Raw genomic sequence first — 16,502 nt, forward strand, 5'->3', positions numbered from 1 at the left:
TCAAGCGCTGCGTCTGACCTCGACGGTATGGGGAGCCACGACCTGGCGAGGGGCCTGAGCCGTGCCGGCGATCTGGTCGAAGAGAAGCTCCACGGCTGCGTTAGCGATCGCAACCTTGTCCGGAGCGACCGTGGTGAGTGTCGGTGTGCTGTACCGGCCCTCGTCGATATCGTCGATGCCAATGACCGCAACGTCCTCCGGCACACGTAGGCCCCGGTCGTGCAACGCGTGAATCGCTCCGAGGGCGAGTAGGTCCGAGTAGCAGAACACGGCGTCGGGGTCGCCACTGCTATCGAGCAGTTCCATCATCGCCTGCTCGCCGTCGCGCCGATGATATCTGTCCGTGTGCCTGACGAGCACCGGGTCGAAGGTGAGGTCCGCGGCCCTGAGGGCTGTGCGGTAGCCCTGGGTGCGCTGCGGCGCTGTCCCACCCCCATGACTCTCCTGGTACCCGATGGCTGCGATCCGGTGGCATCCTCGTCGGATCAGGTGGTTCGTCGCATCCGCGGCGGCAGCGACGTTGTCGATGGCGACGTGGTCGACCCCGTGTCCGGAGACCCGTTCGCCCAGCAGCACCAGCGGTGTCCTGTCGCGACGGGTCTCGCACTCGGTGCGGTCGACGCTGAGCGGGCTGAAGAGAATCCCGTCCACCATCCCCGGGTTCATCCCGTTCAGTACGAACCGCTCCGCCTCAAGCCGCCCCTCCGTCTGGTCGATCAGGACGGTGTATCCCCGCTGACGGGAAGCGTCGACGACGTGCCGGATCAGCTCTGCGAAGTAGGGCACGTCGATTTCAGGTACCGCGACACCGATCAGCCCGGTGCGCCGACCCCGCAGGTTCTGGGCGGAGATGTTGGGGCGGTACCCGAGCTGCTCGACCGCCCAGACGACGCGCTCGCGAGTGCTGGAGCTGACCGGACGATTCCCGGAGAGCGCGTTCGACACGGTCGTCGGCGACACCCGAGCCAGGGCAGCCACGTCGCGGACCCCGACCGCGGGCCGTCGGGTCGATGAGTCGGACATGCTCCCATTCTCGCAGGCCGTAAGTTCTCCTGGGAACGCTGTGTACAACGTTACACATTGCCCGCCTGTCGATGTACTGGACCTGCGGTATCGACGGCGACAAGTGATGCGTAACGTTAAAACTGGGTCTTGCGCGGTGCGGTGTGCCGTCGCTACCGTGTCGCACATGTCAATTCATGACGCAATGAAGCGTCCGGTGTTCGCTGCTGCCCTCGTCGCTGTCCTGGCGCTCCTCGTGTCGTTGGGTATGACCGTTCCCGAACGTGCGCTTGCGCTCGGAGCCGGGTCTCCCACGCAGGGGGATCCCGCGCGCGTGCCGGCCGCGAGCGGCACGACGTCCGACGTACGCGGACGCGTGGTCGACGCGGAGAGTGGAAGACCAGTTGAGGGTGCCAGCGTCCACGCGTCCCGAACGGACGTGTTCGCGCGGAGCGAGCGGAACGGGACCTTCGTCCTTCGGGACGTCCCGGCGAGCAGCGCACTGGTGGTCGCGGCGAAGGAGGGGTACGCGTTCGCCGCGACGACGACGACGGGGCGATCGGCCACTCTCGAGCTGGAGCGCGACACGGAGCCGGCCCGGGGCGAGTACCCGAGGCCCGATGCCGACCGGCGCCCCTTCACCGAGGACACCTGGATGTCTCTCAACGGGACGTGGTCCTTCGACCTCGACCCCGACGATGTGGGCGAGAGCGAGGGGTGGTTTGATCCGCAGCATGAGCTCGGCAAGGCGATCCGGGTGCCGTTCGGCTACCAGTCCCTCGCCGCCTGGGGCGAGGAGGAGCTGGCCACCAAGGAGGTCTTCCGCAGCGCGTTCTCCGACTACCGCGGCACCGTGTGGTACCAGCGCTCGTTCACGGTGCCCGAGGAGTTCCCGAACCAGCAGGTCAGGTTCCGGATCGGGGCGGCGGACTGGGGCGCGGCGGTCTGGCTCGACGGGGAGGCGGTTCTGCCGTATTCCGGGGACGGCTTCACCGAGATCGGCGCAGACCTCGGGTCCCTGACTCCGGGATCGACCCACACCCTGACAATCCGGGTGGTTGCGCCACCCACGACCCCGGAGTCCCCGTACCCGATGGGCAAGCAGACGGGCGAGCCCGACGGTGAGAACACCGGATGGTTCTCGGACATCGGCGGCATCTGGCAATCGGTCTGGCTCGAGCCCTACGGCGACGCACGGATAACCCTGGCCCATGTCACGCCGGAACTGACGTTCGAAGGAGACGCGCGCACCCCGTCGTCGTCGCACGCCGAGATCGACATCGCTGCAACCGGAGGCGACGTCGCCACCGTGGAGATCAAGGACCCCGATGGCGCCGTCGTCGCCACTGCGGAGGTGGTCCTGGACGACGGGAGCGGGACGGCCACGGTGCCGATCGCGGATCCTCACCTGTGGGAGCCGAGCGATCCTGCCCTTTACACCGCAGACATCCGCCTGGACGACGTCGACGGCCTGCGGACGACCTTCGGGATGCGGACGATCGATCGCGACTGGGCGCCGGGTCGCACCGACGAGTACCAATACATCTACCTCAACAACCGGCCCATCTACGTACGAGGGGTACTCGATCAGGGCTACAACCCTTGGGGGATCTATACGTACACCGGGGTCACCGCAGGTCCGGACCTGCGCACAGGGACCGAGACCGACCCCGGCCGGGGCTCGATGCTCCTCGACCTCCAAAACGCCAAGGAACTCGGGTTCAACGTGGTGCGCACACACCTGAAGGTCAACGAACCGGCGTATTACCACTTGGCGGACAAGCTCGGGCTGATGGTCTGGTACGACTTCCCGAATGCGGGATGGCATTCCATGGGTGACGAGGCCGAGCAACTCTTCGAGGGCCTTCTGCGCACCACGCTGGAGCGTGACCACAACCACGCGTCGATCGTGATCTGGAACGTCTTCAACGAGGCCTGGGGTCTGAGCATGGATCCGTGGAAGCAGCCGTTGCCGGAGGAGGTGTTCCCCTACGTCCGCCGGATGGTTGACATCACTCGTGACTCCGACCCGTCCCGTCTGGTCGTAGACAACTCGCCCTGTTGTCAGCACGGCCACATCGACACCGACATCAACGACTTCCACTACTACCTGGACACCTACAACGACTGGAAGAACCTCCTCGACGAGTTCGCCCCGCAGGTGAAGCCCGGGTCCACCTGGAACTTCGACGACGGCGCTCAGAGCGGGCAGCCCTGGCTCAACTCCGAGTTCTCCATCAGGTCCGGGCAGTTTCCGCACACCATGGGCCTTTTCCGGGCCTACTCGAAGCTCAACGGCTACGTCGGCGTGCAGCTGGCCGAGACGGAGCAGGAGGTCCACAGCCCGTTCCGCTTCGACCGGCAGCCGAACAAGCCGGAGTTCCTTGACCACGCGGGACAGCCGCGCGGTATCGAGATGTTCCAGGGCGACGACGCGGTGTCGTTGCTCGGGGGCAAGGCGGCGCGCAGCGTCAGTCGCGGCGACGAGATCACGGCTCAGGTCAAGGTGAGCCACTTCAGTGATGAGGACCTCTCCTCCGCCACGCTGCGGTGGAAGGTCGGCGGATACGACGACGACGGCAGGTGGCTTGCGGACGTCGACGGCGGGTCACGCACCATCAGCCCGACGCGGTACACCTCGAGCGAGGCGGGCACCATCTCCGTCACCGCGCCGGACGAGCTGCGAGCCGGGTACGTGTGGGTGTGGGTGGAAGCCGACGGGACGACGGTGGCAGAGAACTACCTGACGTTCGACACACCGGGGCCGGAGGCGGAGACCGGGTTCTCGCCCGGCGACGTGTTCGCCCAGGAGTGGACGGGTGGGGCGCGGGCGCAGACTACGGGGGGTTCCGACTGGGTCACCGGCCTCGGCCGCGGCTTCTTCGAGTACGAGATCGAGGTTCCCGAAGGGGTGCGTACCGGCCAGGAGACACAGGCGACGTTCGTCGCCGAGGTCGCATCCGCCCAGGCGGCCGGCACGTACGACGCCAACAACACGACAACCGCGCGTGGCTACCCGAGTGAGCTGACGGTGTCGGTCAACGGCGAACCGGTGGACACGGTCCACCTGCCCGACGACCCTCACGGTCCACTCGCCCTCGCAGGTCGCTCACGTGGGATGGTCCCCGGTGACTTCGGGAACCGCTACGGGTATCGCATCGCGGTCCCGATCGATCCCGTCCTGATCGGGGACGCCGAGACGGTCACGTTGAGGCTCGCGTCGGACGGTGGGGGGCTGTCGATCTTCGGCGACCACGCGGGGCGTCACGGGATGGCACCACGGTTGGTCGGCGGGGAGGTCTCAGTCGTCGAGGAACGCCCCGCCTTCCATGCGGCCGACTCGCGGCTCTCGGTGTACCAGGCCCCGGCTGCCGTCTCGCTGGCGGACGGAACGGGAACGGTGCTCGTCTCGGTCGTCAATGACACCGCGGAAACGGTGCGGAAGATCCGGGTCGGCCTCGCAGCGCCGGAGGGCTGGACCGCGGATCACCATGAGGCGACGGTGATTCCCTCCCTTGAGCCCGGCGAGGCTCGCCACGTGGCGTTCGACGTGCGTGCGGAGGAACCCGTGACCGCGGCCGAAACGGCCGAGTTCACCGCGACCGCGAGCTGGGGGCGCCATGCGATTCAGTCCGTCGGCAGTTCGACGGTGGGCTTCGACCCCGAGGCCTATCCGGAAGTGGGCGTGGACGACGCGTTCGATACGGACACCAGCGCCGAGTACACGGTGTACAAGCCGTCGGCGACGGAGGCCCTTCCACAGCTCACGTTCGGCGACGGGAGCCTTCAGGCTGAGGCACCGGGTGCCTTCTACGGCGTGGTCGCGCACAGCTCGGGGCCCGCGAGCCCACGTGCCGCGGTAATCGTCGACCACGGAAAGTGGGCTGGTACCGGACTCGGACAGGACGCGATCTTCAACGGGTTGGTCAAGGACGAGAACAACTACATCCTCGCTTGGACCGGCATGAGGGGGCAGCACGGGATTGACTTCCGCATCGATGGCCGGCAGACGTCAGCATGCTGCACGCCGGCACCGCTTGAGCCAGGTGGTCGGTGGGCGTTTGTCCTAGACGGCAACGCGATCAGCACCTGGATCGACAATGGGTTCGGCTGGTCGCGGGTCATGACCAGCTCAAGCCAGGAGCGTATAGACCTGACCCAGCCGGGTGCGTTGGACGGGTGGCGATACGCCGCCGGCCTGCGCGGCAACTCCGGGGTCCAGGCGCTCAACGGCTTCGAAGGTCGCAGCCACCCTCAAGGTGAGGGTGGACCGCGTGCCACGGGCGAGTGAGCAGGCCGCCGCACACGTGGAGTGCGCATGAGATCCGATGTCCGAACGAGACAGGCCATCCCGTCTCGGTGCTCGCGAAGCCCACGGTGCGAGTGAGTCGCGCTGGGGATGCACAAGTTTTCGGGAGGTCGTGCGGCGCGGATGGTCCGGACGTTTCGGGCCGAGCGGGGCACCGACCACGGGACGGTCCAGCGCGTTGACGCTGCTGGTCGTGGGCGTCCCGAGGTCCGCTTCGAGAGGACTTTCACCCGGGGGCGTGCCGACGGCGGAAGTCGCCAGCAACGCTTGAGCTCGCGACATGGTGCGCAACAGGCTGGATCAGCCGAAGGGATACGCCTGATCCAGCCCGTTCCTGGCGCAGTGCCTAGCGTGCCGGCGACGCTCGGCCAGCGGCTCGTACACGAGGAGGGTAGGACCGGCTGGTGCAGGGACGTAAGTGGGGCGACCTGCTGTCGATGGCGAAGGTTGGCCTGATCGGTTTCGGTGGCGGCAGCGCCCTGATCCCGCTCGTCAACGACGAGCTCGTCGGCAGACGGCGGTCGTTGGAGCCTGGAACGTTCACCTGTCACACGGTGGTGGCGTCGATCACTCCCGGCGCGTTGCCGGTGAAGCTGGGTGGCTTGGCGGGGTTGCGGATCTCGGGGGCGTGGTTGTCCTTGGCGATGGCGGTGGTCGTGGCTCTGCCGGGCACGTTGCTGACGGTGGGTCTGGTTTCGGCTGTGGCGGCCGGTGGGGCGTCGGCGATCCGTTACGTGGAGTTCGCCTCGATCGGAATCACCGTGTTCATCGTGGCGCTGCTCGTGCACTACATCACCACGGTGATCACCGCCGAGGGCAGCGACCGCAGGGTGGCCGTGGCGGTCGCCGTCGTGGCGTTCCTGGGGACTGGAGCGGGCGAGGTGGTGGAGCTGGCCGGCCACCTGGTGGGTCAGGACTGGGACGTCGAGCTGGCGACGTTGGCCGCCGTCCAGCTCATCGGCGGCGCGCTGGTGGTGATCGTGATTCGTGCCCTGGTGCGCCGCGAGTCCCCGTTGTACGGCTCGTACCCGGAGCCGGATGCGGGCAGCGCCCACCGGCGGGTGGTGCATGCGGCGCTGCTGCTGATCGGCGTCGGGGTGGCCGCCGTCGGGGTAGCGGTCGCCTTCACGGGGACGGCGGCGCTGGAGCTGCTGGGGCTGGTGCTGCTGTCGACGCTGACCTCGTTCGGTGGCGGTGAGGCCTACGTCGGGGTGGCCGACGGATTCTTCGTCGCCGGCGGCTACGTCAGTTCCTCGGTGTTCTACAGCCAGTTGGTGCCCATCGCCAACGCCCTTCCCGGGCCGATCCTGGTCAAGTTGGCCTCCGGTGTGGGGTACGCGGCCGTCGCACCGGACCAGGGGCCGGCGATGGGCTGGATGATGGCTGGCGCGGCGGCGCTGGTGGCGATCACGTCGTGCACCGCGGTGGCGGTGTTGATCATGGGCGCGTACCAGCGCGCGCAGCGTTCCCCGGTCGTGCGCGATATCGGCTTGTACATCTTGCCGGTGATCTGCGGGTTGCTGATCAGCACCTCGGCGGCGATGCTCAACGCCGCCGCCCGCGTCACCGAGGCCGCCGATGCCCCGACACCGTTGGTGATCTGGTTCAGCCTCATCGGGATCGTGGTGGTGACCCGCCTACGCCACCGGCGCACCGTGCCCGACGTGCTGCTTCTTGCCGCATGCGGTGCCGTTTCCTTGACCGCACTGCTGAGCACGTGAGCCCGCCTCGTGCACTCTCGGCTTCGGGATCCTGCATTCCCGCCCGTTGCAGTGGCCGGCCGACGACGCCAAGCAGATCTATGCCCTGCTGGCCAGGTGATGGACTGAGAGCCGGGCGGCCGAGACGAGTATGAGCTGTCGCCGCCACCCCGAAACTGGAGAACCCCTACGACGTGCCCCTCGACCGCGCGGTGACCCAGACGCGTCACAGAACCACCTGGTCGTACCTCAGGGGGACGGGTCTCGGCGCCGTGACGGCGCTCGCGCAGACCAGCGAGGTCCCTTCGACGTGACGGTCGTTGGAGCTCGACCGGAGCGGCATGGATTTCCCGCGGCGCCGTCCAGAGCACCCCGCCGCCCGTTCGACGGGCGCTCGACCACTGGTTCTCAGCGCAGAACGCCCACGCGGTCCGCTCAGGCCGGCGTGGCGAGCTTCGTCGACAGCAACCGCTTGCCGAACTCCGGGTCGTCGCGGTAAGCGTCGAACAGCGCGTTCGCTCGATGAGCACGCTCAAGCTCACCGGGGGTACTGGGGTCGGCCAGCCACCGGTAGTAAGGCTGCCTGGCGAGCTTGGGGACCCGGCACGTCACCACCACGGGGATCCCCTCGGCGGCGAGCTCGCTCACGAACGGGTAGAGCCTTTCCCGGCAGGTTCGCCTGGGACAGGTAGGCCGCGGCGCGGCGCAGGACCTCGTTCTCCTGCTCGAGTAGCCGGATCCGCCTACGCGCTTCGCGCAGCTCGACCCCCTCGGCTCTGCTGGCCCCGGGTCGGGCACCGTCGTCGACGTCGGCCTGACGCATCCACTTGAACAACGTCCTCGGGTGCACCCCGAAGTCCTTGGCGATCTGCTCGACACTGACTCCGGGCTCCCGGACACGGGCCACACGGACCACGTCGTCAAGGAACTCGCGAGGGGAGGGACGAGCCCACCCACCGACGAAGCAGAGGCGCCCGCCCCGGGGATCGGGACGGGCGCCTCGCCATGCCACTTGACAGGACGTCTCTCCACATCAAGTAGGTGTCGTCGCCATCAGACTGCACCCACTCCCAGGAGCTGACCGAGGCGGCCATGGCGGAGCATCACGGCCGTCTGGAGATGGACGAGCCGGTCACGGTGGTCATGGGACCTCGAGCACCCGCAGCGTCAGGGGGCCGACTCGGGCGACCCCGAGGGCAGCGGTTGATTCCCGACAAGCTGACTGACCCACTCCCTCCGGCTGCGATGCACCCGCCGGGAGCCCGGCTCTACGGGTCAGGCCGTGAGGAAGGAGTCGTAGAACACGCGGGGGTCCTCGGCCAGCGAGGCCTTGATCATCGCGCTCCAGTCGTCGACGACGACCTCGAGGTCGCCGGCCTCGACGGCGTCCAGCGTCATGCGGGCGACCACGGCCGGGTCGGTCTTCGGCCCCTGGATCGCCCTGGCCATGTCTGTGTCCGCCAGGCCGAGGTGGACGGAGGTGACCTGTGTGCCCTGCTCGGCAAGCTCAAGGCGCAGCGCGTTGCTCATGTTCCAGTTCGCGGCCTTGGACACCGCGTACGCGCCAGCACCCGGGGCGGCGAACCAGGACAGCGCGGAGGCGAGGTTGACGACCTTCCCGCCTCCGTTGGCCGCCAGGACGGGAGCGAAGGCGCGGACCATCGACAGCGTTCCCCAGAAGTTGACGTCCATCTCGGCGTGCACACCCGCCAGGTCGCCGAGCAGTTGCGCGCCGGTCGAGATGCCGGCGTTGTTGACCAGCAGGTCGACATCCCCGGCCATCGCGGCGGCTGCGGCAACAGCCTCGGGGTCGGTGATGTCCAGAGCGACCGGCTGGACGCCGGGTAGATCGATCGTCTCCGGATTGCGGGCGCCGGCGTAGACCGTAGCCCCCCGGACGAGAAGCTCGGCGGCGAAATGGCGGCCGAGGCCGCGGTTGGCCCCTGTGATGAATGCGGTTGTCATGCCCGGAACGCTATATGCTCACGTTGACGTCAGAGGCAAGTCCAGTCCAGCGGTCGGGAGAACGGGTGCGTATCGGGGAGGTCGCCGCGTTGGCGGGCGTCAGCGTGCGGGCGCTGCGCTACTACGAGGAGCAGGGCTTGCTCCTTGCCGATCGCAGCGCGAGCGGGCAGCGCCACTACTCGCCCGAGGCGGTCGACCGGGTCAGGTTCATCCAGAACCTCTACGCCGCCGGGCTCGGCAGCAAGGCCGTCCTGCGGATCCTGCCGTGCATGGAGCACGGCGTCCTCACCGACGAGATGCACGAGCGGCTGCTCACCGAGCGCATGCGCGTGCAGACCCAGCTGGACGAGCTGAGCGCGACGCGCGACAAGCTCGACGACGTCATACGCCTGGGGCAGGCGAACCGCACAGGGCAGGCGGGCGCGGATGGAGGACCCTGCACGGACGCTTGACGAGCGATCAGCCCGGGGGTGCGTGCCGGGGCAGTACCGCGGCCGTCCCGGAGCGGACTGGTGGACGGCGTCCGTAGTGGAGGTCCGTCACCACCGACAGCGAGGTGAGGATCGTGTCCAGGCGGCGACCTGCAGAGCCAGCTGTGGTCACTCACACGCTCGCCATCACCTACCGCGCCGCCATCATCCTGGCCGCCTGCCTCACCTGGACACGCGTATGGGAGACGTGACCTAGCTTGACGGCCCAGGGAGGTGTGGTCTTCTACTGGGGCAGGGTGCGGCCCACGCGGGGGATGCGCACCCGGTCATCAGCCACTCTGCGGCGGGCGGGTCTCGGTCACCGTCGCGGCTCCCAGCGGAAGAACTTCGACGCGAGGACGACCGCCACGACGACCCAGGCGAGGGTCGGAACGAGCAGGACCAGGGAGTCAGCGAGGGGGACCCCTCCGTTCCAGGCGTTGACGATCAGCTCGGTGGCTGACCCTCCGGGCAGCAGCCGCTTGAGCGGGGCGAGGCTCTCGGTGCCAGTGATGGCGACCCAGTTGACCACGGCGATGGTGCCCAGACTGAGGGGCAGGGTGGTGATCTGGGCGTGCTCGGGAGAGTTCGTCACCCCGGCTGTGGCCATGGCCAGGGCCAGCATCATCACGAACGCCGCGGCGATCGCCGCTATGAGGAGCGGGAGGTTGTCAGGCCGGTCACTGACCGTGGCGAACGCCCCGAGAATGAGCCCGACCTGGAGGAGGGAGATCGCGCTGACGGGGAGCACCAGGCCGGACATGATGGCTTGGTCGCTGACCGCGGTGGAGCGCAGCCGCTTGAGGAAGAGGGTCTGCCTGCGAGCCGCGAGGGTGGTCACCACGGTGGTGTAGAGGCTGAACGCGCCGACGGTGAAGACGATCACGGCCGCGATGTAGCCGAGGCTGCCGAGCCGCTCGAACACGTCGCGGTTGTAGATGAAGAACGCGCTGGCCGCCACGGGCGGTATGAGGTTGGCGACCAGGAGGGCCCGGTTGCGGAGGATCTGGCTGAGTTCGCTGCGTGCGATGGAAAGCATGATGGGTTCCGTTTCTGAGTGCTCAGGCGGGTGCCGGCTCGGTGTCCATGGCACGGAAGACGTCGTCCAGCCGGGTCGGGGCTGCGGACAGCTCGCGCAGATCGACCGCGTGCACGTCTGCCCAGTCGAGCAGCTGCTTGAGGTCGGCCTGCAGGTGGAAGGTCTCGATCAGGTAGGACCGGTCGGAGACCGGTGCGGAGTGCATCGGTGGCGCGGGAGCGTTGGGGGCAAGGGAGAACTGGATCGTCGCCGGCAGGGCCCGGGTCAGCTCGGGCACGGTTCCTTGGCGGCGCAGGAGGCCACGGTGCATCAGTCCGACGCGGTCGGCGTGCTGCTGCGCCTCTTCGAGGTAGTGGGTCGTCAGCACGATGGTGGAGCCGTCCTCACGCAGCTGCTGCACCGCGTCCCAGAGGGCGTCGCGGGACTGGATGTCCAGCCCGGTGGTGGGCTCGTCCAGGACGACCAGCTCGGGTCGTCCGTAGACGGCGGTGGCGAAGTCGAGTCGCCGCTTCTCACCGCCGGACAGCGAGGACACCCTGGTGTCGGCCTTGCCCGTGAGGTCGACCAGGCTGAGCACCCGGTCGACGGTGTCGGAGCGCTCGGTCAGTCTGCCGATCAGCCGGACGGACTCGGAGGCGGTGAGGTCGGGGGAGAACCCGCTGTCCTGCAGCATGATTCCCATCCGGGGTCGCACCGCACGCCGGTTCGTCGGGCTCGCGCCAAAGACGCGCACCGTGCCCGAGGAGGCCCTACGGTGCCCTTCGATGACCTCCAGGGCCGAGGTCTTGCCAGCCCCGTTGGTGCCGAGCAGGGCGTACAGCTCCCCCCGCTCGACCTGGAACGACAGATCCTGCACGGCATGGAAGTCGCCGTAGGTGACGTTCAGTTCGTCGACGTCGATGATGGTGGTGGATGTCATGTCCCCATCACACAGGCCGCCGGCGTTGGCCCCCAGTGCCGCGACGTCATCTCGCGGGCATGACATCTGTGGGCGAACCCCGTGACACGGCGTCACTGAGGGGCCAGGCCCGCGGGAGCGATACTGGAGACCGAGCCAGCTCATCGACCAGGAAGCTCCCCATGAACGCTCGACCCCCTCGCCGGGCGCTGGGACCTCTTCCGGCAGTGCGTCGGCCCACCGCCGCGGCTCGGGTGTCGCGACGGAGGTTCCGCACGCTCAACCTGACGATGATCCTGCCCCTGCTCGCTGTTGTCGGGGTGGTCCTGGTGGCGAGGCAGGCCCAGACGTGGCTTGAGGCTGTCGTTCTGGGGATGGGCCTCGCCGCGGCGCTGGTGGCCTACGAGCGATGGACGGCGGGCGAGATCGCGCGCGTGGCGATCCCGTGCCTGGTCGTGGCTGCGTCGGTCTGGCCGTTCGGGGTACTCGTGATGGACAGCCAGACGCAGGCGGCGTACTACTCGATCGCCATCGTGGGAGGGCTCACGATTCCCCAGCTGCCCCGCCACCGCGGCGCAGCAGCGGTCGGGTTGGCCGCATACGTGGCCGCGGTCGGCGTGCTGGGGCTGGTGACCGCCGCCCAGGCCGACGCGAGCGACCTAATCTCCGATGTCATCATCCCCACCGGGCTGACGGTGATCCTGATCGGCCTGATGTTCCCCAACAAGGGGTTCTACGACACCGTGGCGGACCTGGAGGAAGCGCGGGACCGCGAGTCGGAACTGGCACTCATCCGCCAACGGATGCGCTTCGCCAGCGACCTGCACGACATCCAGGGCCATACCCTGCACGTGGTGAAGCTGAAGATCGCGCTAGCTCGCAAGCTGCTTCACAGCGACACCGGGCGCGTGGAGGAGGAGCTGCGCGAGGTGTACGACCTGGTCGGCGACACGATCGCGCAGACCAAAGAGCTCGCGTACGGGCAACGCAAGCTCAACCTCTCTGTCGAGCTGGAGAACGCCAGGAATCTCCTGGAAGCGGCGGGTATCCACGTCACCGTCGACCGTCCGGCCGAGGTGGGCGTTCGCGCCATCGACCTGCTCGGGCAGGTGCTACGGGAGACGACGACCAACATCCTGCGACACTCGCGAGCCACGCTGGTGCGCATCGCGCTCTCGGACCACAGCATCACCGTCGTCAACGACGGCGTCGTCGACGACGTGTTGCCTGAGCTGCGGGGGCTTGCCGTCCTTGCGCGCCGAGTGTCGGACGACGGCGGGGAACTCACCGTCCGGCTCGAGGGCGGGCGATTCCTGACGGCGGCAACTTTCCCCCCACCACCTGCCGACAACCCCACGGTGACGACCGGAGCGCGCGTCCGATGACCACCGTCGTGCTGGCCGACGACGAGGTCCTGCTCCGCAAGGCACTCGCCTCCCTGTTGCCCCTGGAAGGGGACGTCACGGTGCTGGCAGAGGCGGCCGACGGCGCTGAGGCGGTGCGGGCCACGCTGACCCACCGGCCCGACGTGCTGGTCATCGACCTCGAGATGCCCGGCGTCGGCGGTCTCGAGGCCGTCGCCGAGATCCGTCGGGTGCTGCCCGATCAGGTGATCCTCATGCTCACGCGCCACGCCAGGCCAGGCGTTCTGCGCAGTGCCCTGAAGCTCGGGGTCCAGGGCTTCGCCAGCAAGTCCGCCGAACCGGGTCGCATCGCCTCAGTCATCACGGAGCTGCACCGGGGCAGGAGATGGATCGACCAGGATGTCTCGGCCGCGGCGATCGTCGACGACTGCCCGCTGACCGACCGGGAGGTCGAGCTGCTTCGCGTGACCGGAGACGGCTACTCGGTCGCCGAGATCGCTACCCGGATGCATCTGGCGCCAGGCACGGTCCGGAACTATCTGTCCAGCGCCATGCAGAAGACGCAGACCCGTACGCGGTACGAAGCGGCCCGCTACGCACGGGAGCACGACTGGTTGTAGCCCCACCGCCGGCCCAGCGCTGGTCAGACGAGTCCCGCGTCGTGCACGCGCATCGCGATCTGTACGCGGTTGTCGACCCGCAGCTTGGCGAACAGCCGCGTCACATGGGATTTCACGGTCGCGACACTCAGGTAGAGCTCGGCGGCGATCTCGGCGTTGGAGAGACCCTGCCCGATGGCGACCGCCACGTCGCGCTCTCGCTCGGTCAGGGAGGCGAGGTGGGTCAAGGCGTCGTCGCGCCGCGCGGTGGGCTGGTCGTCGGTGGCCGAGGCGATGAGCTGGGCCGTGACGCTCGGTGAGAGGATCGGCTCCCCAGCGATGACGCGGTGGACGGCCTCGACGATCTTCGGTGGCGGGGTGTCCTTGAGCAGGAAGCCACTCGCGCCGGCCCGCAGCGCGGCGAGCACCTGGTCGTCGGTGTCGAAGGTGGTCAGCACGATGACCTTGGGCGGGTGGGGCAGCGCGAGAAGGCCCTCCGTCGCCGAGATGCCGTCGCGCCGGGGCATCCGGATGTCCATCAGCACGACCTGGGGTCGCTCGCGGGCGACGACCTCCTGTGCTTGCTCCCCGTCTTCAGCCTCGGCGACGACGTTGATCGTCGTGCTGCCGCCGAGGATCATCGACAGCACGGTCCGGACGAGCGGGTCGTCGTCGACGATGACGACCCGGGCACAGGGAGACCCGGGGCTAGCCGGTTCTCGAGGCGGTCCGGAGGGTGCCTGCGGTGCCTCGGGTGCTGCCTGGACCGGGTCGTCGCTCATGCCGGCCACGGTAGCCGGGCCCGTACAAGGAACTCGCGCCCTGATGTCACCCCGTGCTCCAGGTCGCCGTCGGCGAGGACTGCGCGCTCGGCCAGGCCGGTCAGACCCGTGCCGGACCCTGGCAGCGGCTTGTCGATGCGCCCCACTGGGGCATCGACAAGCACCCGCCGCACGGGCAGGGGGTTGCGGATCTCCAGCTCGATCAGCCCACCGGGCGCACCGGTGAGCGTGACGGTGACCGGCATCCCCGGCGCGTGCTTGCGCGCGTTGGTGAGCGACTCCTGCGTCATCCGGTAGATCGTCCGGCCGGTCGCGTCCGGCACGATGGCACCGGCCGGGATCCTCTCGAGCAGTTCGACGCGCATACCTCCCTCGACCGCCTCGGCCACCAGAGAGGGGAGGTCGCGCAAGGTCGGCTGCGGCTGGCGTGCCTCAGCCTCCCCGTCCACGGTGGGGTCGCGTAGCACCCCGAGCACCTCCCGGAGGTCTGACAGGGCCAGGTGGACGCCATCCTGGATGAACTGCGCGGTCCGCCGGGTCTGGTCACGGGTGAGGTCGTCGCGGAAGGTGAGGGCTCCGGCGTGCATGGCCACCAACGACATCCGGTGCGCGAGGACGTCGTGCATCTCCCGGGCGATCCGCGTGCGCTCGTGCACGCGGGCCTGGGCGACCCGCATGGCCTGCTCGCGCTCCGCCGTCTCAGCCCGGTACTGGAGGTTGGCCAGCAGCTCGCGGCGGGCGCCGGTGTAGAAGCCGATCATGACGAGCACACCAAAGGTGAGCACACCGAGGGCGTAGCTGACCCACCACGGCACACCACTACCGGTGAACGGGTTCACAAGGCCGTAGACGTGCTGGGCGAGGAGGGAGGCCACTCCGATCGGCAGGACCTCCAGCCAGCGCCGCCGGGTTGCCAGGGACACCAACGCGATCGCCCACGGGGCCGCAGCAAAGGCCGACACGCCGGTCATCGCGGTCAGGACAACGACGACCCCCAACGGCCACCGTCGGCGCAAGGCCATCACGACTAGTCCGAGCAGGCCCGCGGCGAGGTCCACCGCGACGATCGCGACAGCGTGCCCCCGGCCGACCGGCGTCGAGGCCGAGAAGAGATCGTGGGAGGTGGCCAGGAGGAGGGCGGCTCCCACGAGGAGGACAAGCACGTACCGCCAGGTGATGCTCCACGCCAGCAGACCCGACGGGGGCGGGGGGTCAGAAGACCTGGGGGTGGACACGGCCCCACCGTACGCAGTCCCCGTACCGCCGCGGCACCGACCGAGGTCTATCCCTTCCTCGACCTTGGTCGACGAGGCGTGACCCCAGGCCCGATGCGCCACGCCCCGTCGACGCACAGGCTGGAGCACATGATCACCGTCGAGAACCTCACCAAGCGCTATGGCTCCTTCACCGCAGTGGACGACATCTCGTTCACCCTGGCGCCTGGCACCGTCACCGGCTTCCTCGGCCCGAATGGCGCCGGAAAGTCCACGGCCATGCGGATCATGGCCGGGCTGACCCCCCCCACGAGCGGACACGCCACCATCCTCGGCAAGCCCTATGCGCAGCTGTCCAATCCCGGCCGCCAGGTCGGAGTCCTGCTCGACGCGTCGGCGCAACACGCCGGTCGTACCGGACGCGAGGTCCTCTCGATCGGTGCGATGGTCATGGGCGCAGGCAGGGACCGCGTCGAGGAGATGCTGGAGCTCGTGGGGCTCACGCCCGACGAGGCCCGCCGTCGACTGCGCCACTACTCCCTCGGGATGCGGCAGCGACTCGGGATCGCCCACGCCCTCCTCGGCGACCCCGAGGTCCTCATCCTCGACGAGCCCGCCAACGGCCTCGACCCTCAGGGCATCCACTGGATGCGGGGGCTACTCAGAGGCTTCGCCGAAGGGGGCGGGACCGTCCTGCTCTCCTCGCATCTCCTGCACGAGGTCGAGGTCGTCGCCGACGAGCTCATCCTCATCGGCCACGGTCACATCGTGGCCCAGGGCACGAAGACCGAACTGCTGGCCGGCTCCGGAGTCGTCGTCGATGCCCTCGACCGTGACGCCCTGGCCAAGGCCCTTCGGGCTGCCGGCCACGAGCCGGCCGCTACGTCGACAGGCTCTTTCCACGTCAAGGCCCAGCCGGAGGTGGTGGGCCGTGCCGCCCACGCAGCTGGCCTCGTCATCACCGAGCTGCGCGGAGCCGACGGCTCCGGGCTCGAGGAGCTCTTCCTTCAGCTCACCGCATCCGAGTCCCGCGAAGGAGCAGCGGCATGACCACCTTCGCCACCCCGCACCAGATGTCCCTCACTGAGCCCTGATCCACCGGTCCTTCTCGGTCGGGCGTGGTTCTCGGGATTGTCGGTAGTTGCCGAGAGGAGGGCGTG

General features: G+C 68.7%; 13 protein-coding genes and 1 pseudogene. 6 read left to right on the forward strand and 8 right to left on the reverse strand.

Features of this window, described 5'->3' with window-relative positions; genetic code table 11:
- On the reverse strand, nt 1-1,023 hold the full coding sequence (locus M1R94_RS14120; RefSeq protein ID WP_249382350.1) for a LacI family DNA-binding transcriptional regulator: 1,023 nt from the start codon (nt 1,021-1,023) through the stop codon (nt 1-3).
- Here M1R94_RS14120 and M1R94_RS14125 point away from each other — a divergent pair.
- Both M1R94_RS14125 and M1R94_RS14130 read left to right on the forward strand, forming a co-directional pair.
- Complete coding sequence (locus M1R94_RS14125; RefSeq protein WP_249382351.1) at nt 1,022-5,293, forward strand: glycoside hydrolase family 2 TIM barrel-domain containing protein; 4,272 nt, start codon at nt 1,022-1,024, stop codon at nt 5,291-5,293. The genes M1R94_RS14120 and M1R94_RS14125 overlap by 2 nt on opposite strands.
- Before the next feature lie 455 nt (nt 5,294-5,748).
- Complete coding sequence (locus M1R94_RS14130) at nt 5,749-7,032, forward strand: chromate transporter (protein ID WP_249382367.1); 1,284 nt, start codon at nt 5,749-5,751, stop codon at nt 7,030-7,032.
- Between the two features lie 414 nt (nt 7,033-7,446).
- On the opposite strand, the gene M1R94_RS14135 is transcribed toward M1R94_RS14130, so the two are convergent.
- The 3 genes and pseudogenes from M1R94_RS14135 to M1R94_RS14140 all read right to left on the reverse strand — a co-directional run bounded on the left by M1R94_RS14135 (nt 7,447) and on the right by M1R94_RS14140 (nt 8,976).
- Entirely contained in the window at nt 7,447-7,659 is a 213-nt protein-coding gene (locus M1R94_RS14135) for a hypothetical protein (RefSeq protein WP_249382352.1), read from the reverse strand.
- 79 nt (nt 7,660-7,738) lie between these two features.
- Nucleotides 7,739-8,023, reverse strand: a pseudogene (locus tag M1R94_RS20940) (transposase); the annotation flags it as partial.
- A 263-nt stretch (nt 8,024-8,286) separates the two neighbouring features.
- The gene (locus M1R94_RS14140; protein ID WP_249382353.1) at nt 8,287-8,976 is read right to left on the reverse strand and encodes an SDR family oxidoreductase; all 690 of its coding nucleotides are present in this window, start codon (nt 8,974-8,976) and stop codon (nt 8,287-8,289) included.
- 65 nt (nt 8,977-9,041) lie between these two features.
- Here M1R94_RS14140 and M1R94_RS14145 point away from each other — a divergent pair, with 65 nt between their 5' ends.
- Nucleotides 9,042-9,428, forward strand: coding sequence for a MerR family transcriptional regulator (locus M1R94_RS14145; protein ID WP_249382354.1), 387 nt, complete (start codon nt 9,042-9,044; stop codon nt 9,426-9,428).
- Between the two features lie 337 nt (nt 9,429-9,765).
- Here the strand turns inward: M1R94_RS14145 and M1R94_RS14150 are convergent, their stop codons facing one another.
- Nucleotides 9,766-10,485 carry an ABC transporter permease gene (locus M1R94_RS14150; protein WP_249382355.1) on the reverse strand — a complete coding sequence of 240 codons (720 nt, stop codon included), beginning with the start codon at nt 10,483-10,485 and terminating at the stop codon, nt 9,766-9,768.
- Between the two features lie 22 nt (nt 10,486-10,507).
- Entirely contained in the window at nt 10,508-11,404 is an 897-nt protein-coding gene (locus tag M1R94_RS14155; protein ID WP_249382356.1) for an ABC transporter ATP-binding protein, read from the reverse strand.
- A gap of 269 nt (nt 11,405-11,673) precedes the next feature.
- On the opposite strand from M1R94_RS14155, the gene M1R94_RS14160 reads away from it, so the two are divergent.
- Nucleotides 11,674-12,768 (forward strand): sensor histidine kinase, encoded by a 1,095-nt coding sequence (locus tag M1R94_RS14160; protein ID WP_249382357.1) that lies wholly within the window; start codon nt 11,674-11,676, stop codon nt 12,766-12,768.
- Complete coding sequence (locus M1R94_RS14165; protein WP_249382358.1) at nt 12,765-13,367, forward strand: response regulator transcription factor; 603 nt, start codon at nt 12,765-12,767, stop codon at nt 13,365-13,367. The genes M1R94_RS14160 and M1R94_RS14165 overlap by 4 nt, the downstream gene beginning before the upstream one ends.
- A 23-nt stretch (nt 13,368-13,390) precedes the next feature.
- Here the strand turns inward: M1R94_RS14165 and M1R94_RS14170 are convergent, their stop codons facing one another.
- Nucleotides 13,391-14,128, reverse strand: a complete 738-nt coding sequence (locus tag M1R94_RS14170; RefSeq protein WP_283253407.1) for a response regulator — start codon at nt 14,126-14,128, stop codon at nt 13,391-13,393.
- Nucleotides 14,125-15,363 (reverse strand): sensor histidine kinase, encoded by a 1,239-nt coding sequence (locus tag M1R94_RS20815; RefSeq protein ID WP_249382359.1) that lies wholly within the window; start codon nt 15,361-15,363, stop codon nt 14,125-14,127. The genes M1R94_RS14170 and M1R94_RS20815 overlap by 4 nt, the downstream gene beginning before the upstream one ends.
- 129 nt (nt 15,364-15,492) lie before the next feature.
- Between M1R94_RS20815 and M1R94_RS14180 the strand changes: the two genes are divergently transcribed.
- Nucleotides 15,493-16,392 carry an ABC transporter ATP-binding protein gene (locus M1R94_RS14180; protein ID WP_249382360.1) on the forward strand — a complete coding sequence of 300 codons (900 nt, stop codon included), beginning with the start codon at nt 15,493-15,495 and terminating at the stop codon, nt 16,390-16,392.
- Nucleotides 16,393-16,502 lie beyond the last annotated feature (110 nt).

Origin of the sequence: Actinotalea alkalitolerans (assembly GCF_023369855.1) — a bacterium.
In the GTDB taxonomy this organism is placed as follows: domain Bacteria; phylum Actinomycetota; class Actinomycetes; order Actinomycetales; family Cellulomonadaceae; genus Actinotalea.

Excerpts from the sequence above, each read along its gene's own strand:
- M1R94_RS14125 (WP_249382351.1), top strand. The coding sequence starts at position 1,022 with ATGCTCCCATTCTCGCAGGCCGTAAGTTCTCCTGGGAACGCTGTGTAC.
- M1R94_RS14165 (WP_249382358.1), top strand. The coding sequence starts at position 12,765 with ATGACCACCGTCGTGCTGGCCGACGACGAGGTCCTGCTCCGCAAGGCA.
- M1R94_RS14130 (WP_249382367.1), top strand. The coding sequence starts at position 5,749 with ATGGCGAAGGTTGGCCTGATCGGTTTCGGTGGCGGCAGCGCCCTGATC.
- M1R94_RS14160 (WP_249382357.1), top strand. The coding sequence starts at position 11,674 with ATGATCCTGCCCCTGCTCGCTGTTGTCGGGGTGGTCCTGGTGGCGAGG.
- M1R94_RS14150 (WP_249382355.1), bottom strand. The coding sequence starts at position 10,485 with ATGCTTTCCATCGCACGCAGCGAACTCAGCCAGATCCTCCGCAACCGG.
- M1R94_RS14120 (WP_249382350.1), bottom strand. The coding sequence starts at position 1,023 with ATGTCCGACTCATCGACCCGACGGCCCGCGGTCGGGGTCCGCGACGTG.
- M1R94_RS14140 (WP_249382353.1), bottom strand. The coding sequence starts at position 8,976 with ATGACAACCGCATTCATCACAGGGGCCAACCGCGGCCTCGGCCGCCAT.
- M1R94_RS14155 (WP_249382356.1), bottom strand. The coding sequence starts at position 11,404 with ATGACATCCACCACCATCATCGACGTCGACGAACTGAACGTCACCTAC.
- M1R94_RS14170 (WP_283253407.1), bottom strand. The coding sequence starts at position 14,128 with ATGAGCGACGACCCGGTCCAGGCAGCACCCGAGGCACCGCAGGCACCC.
- M1R94_RS14180 (WP_249382360.1), top strand. The coding sequence starts at position 15,493 with ATGATCACCGTCGAGAACCTCACCAAGCGCTATGGCTCCTTCACCGCA.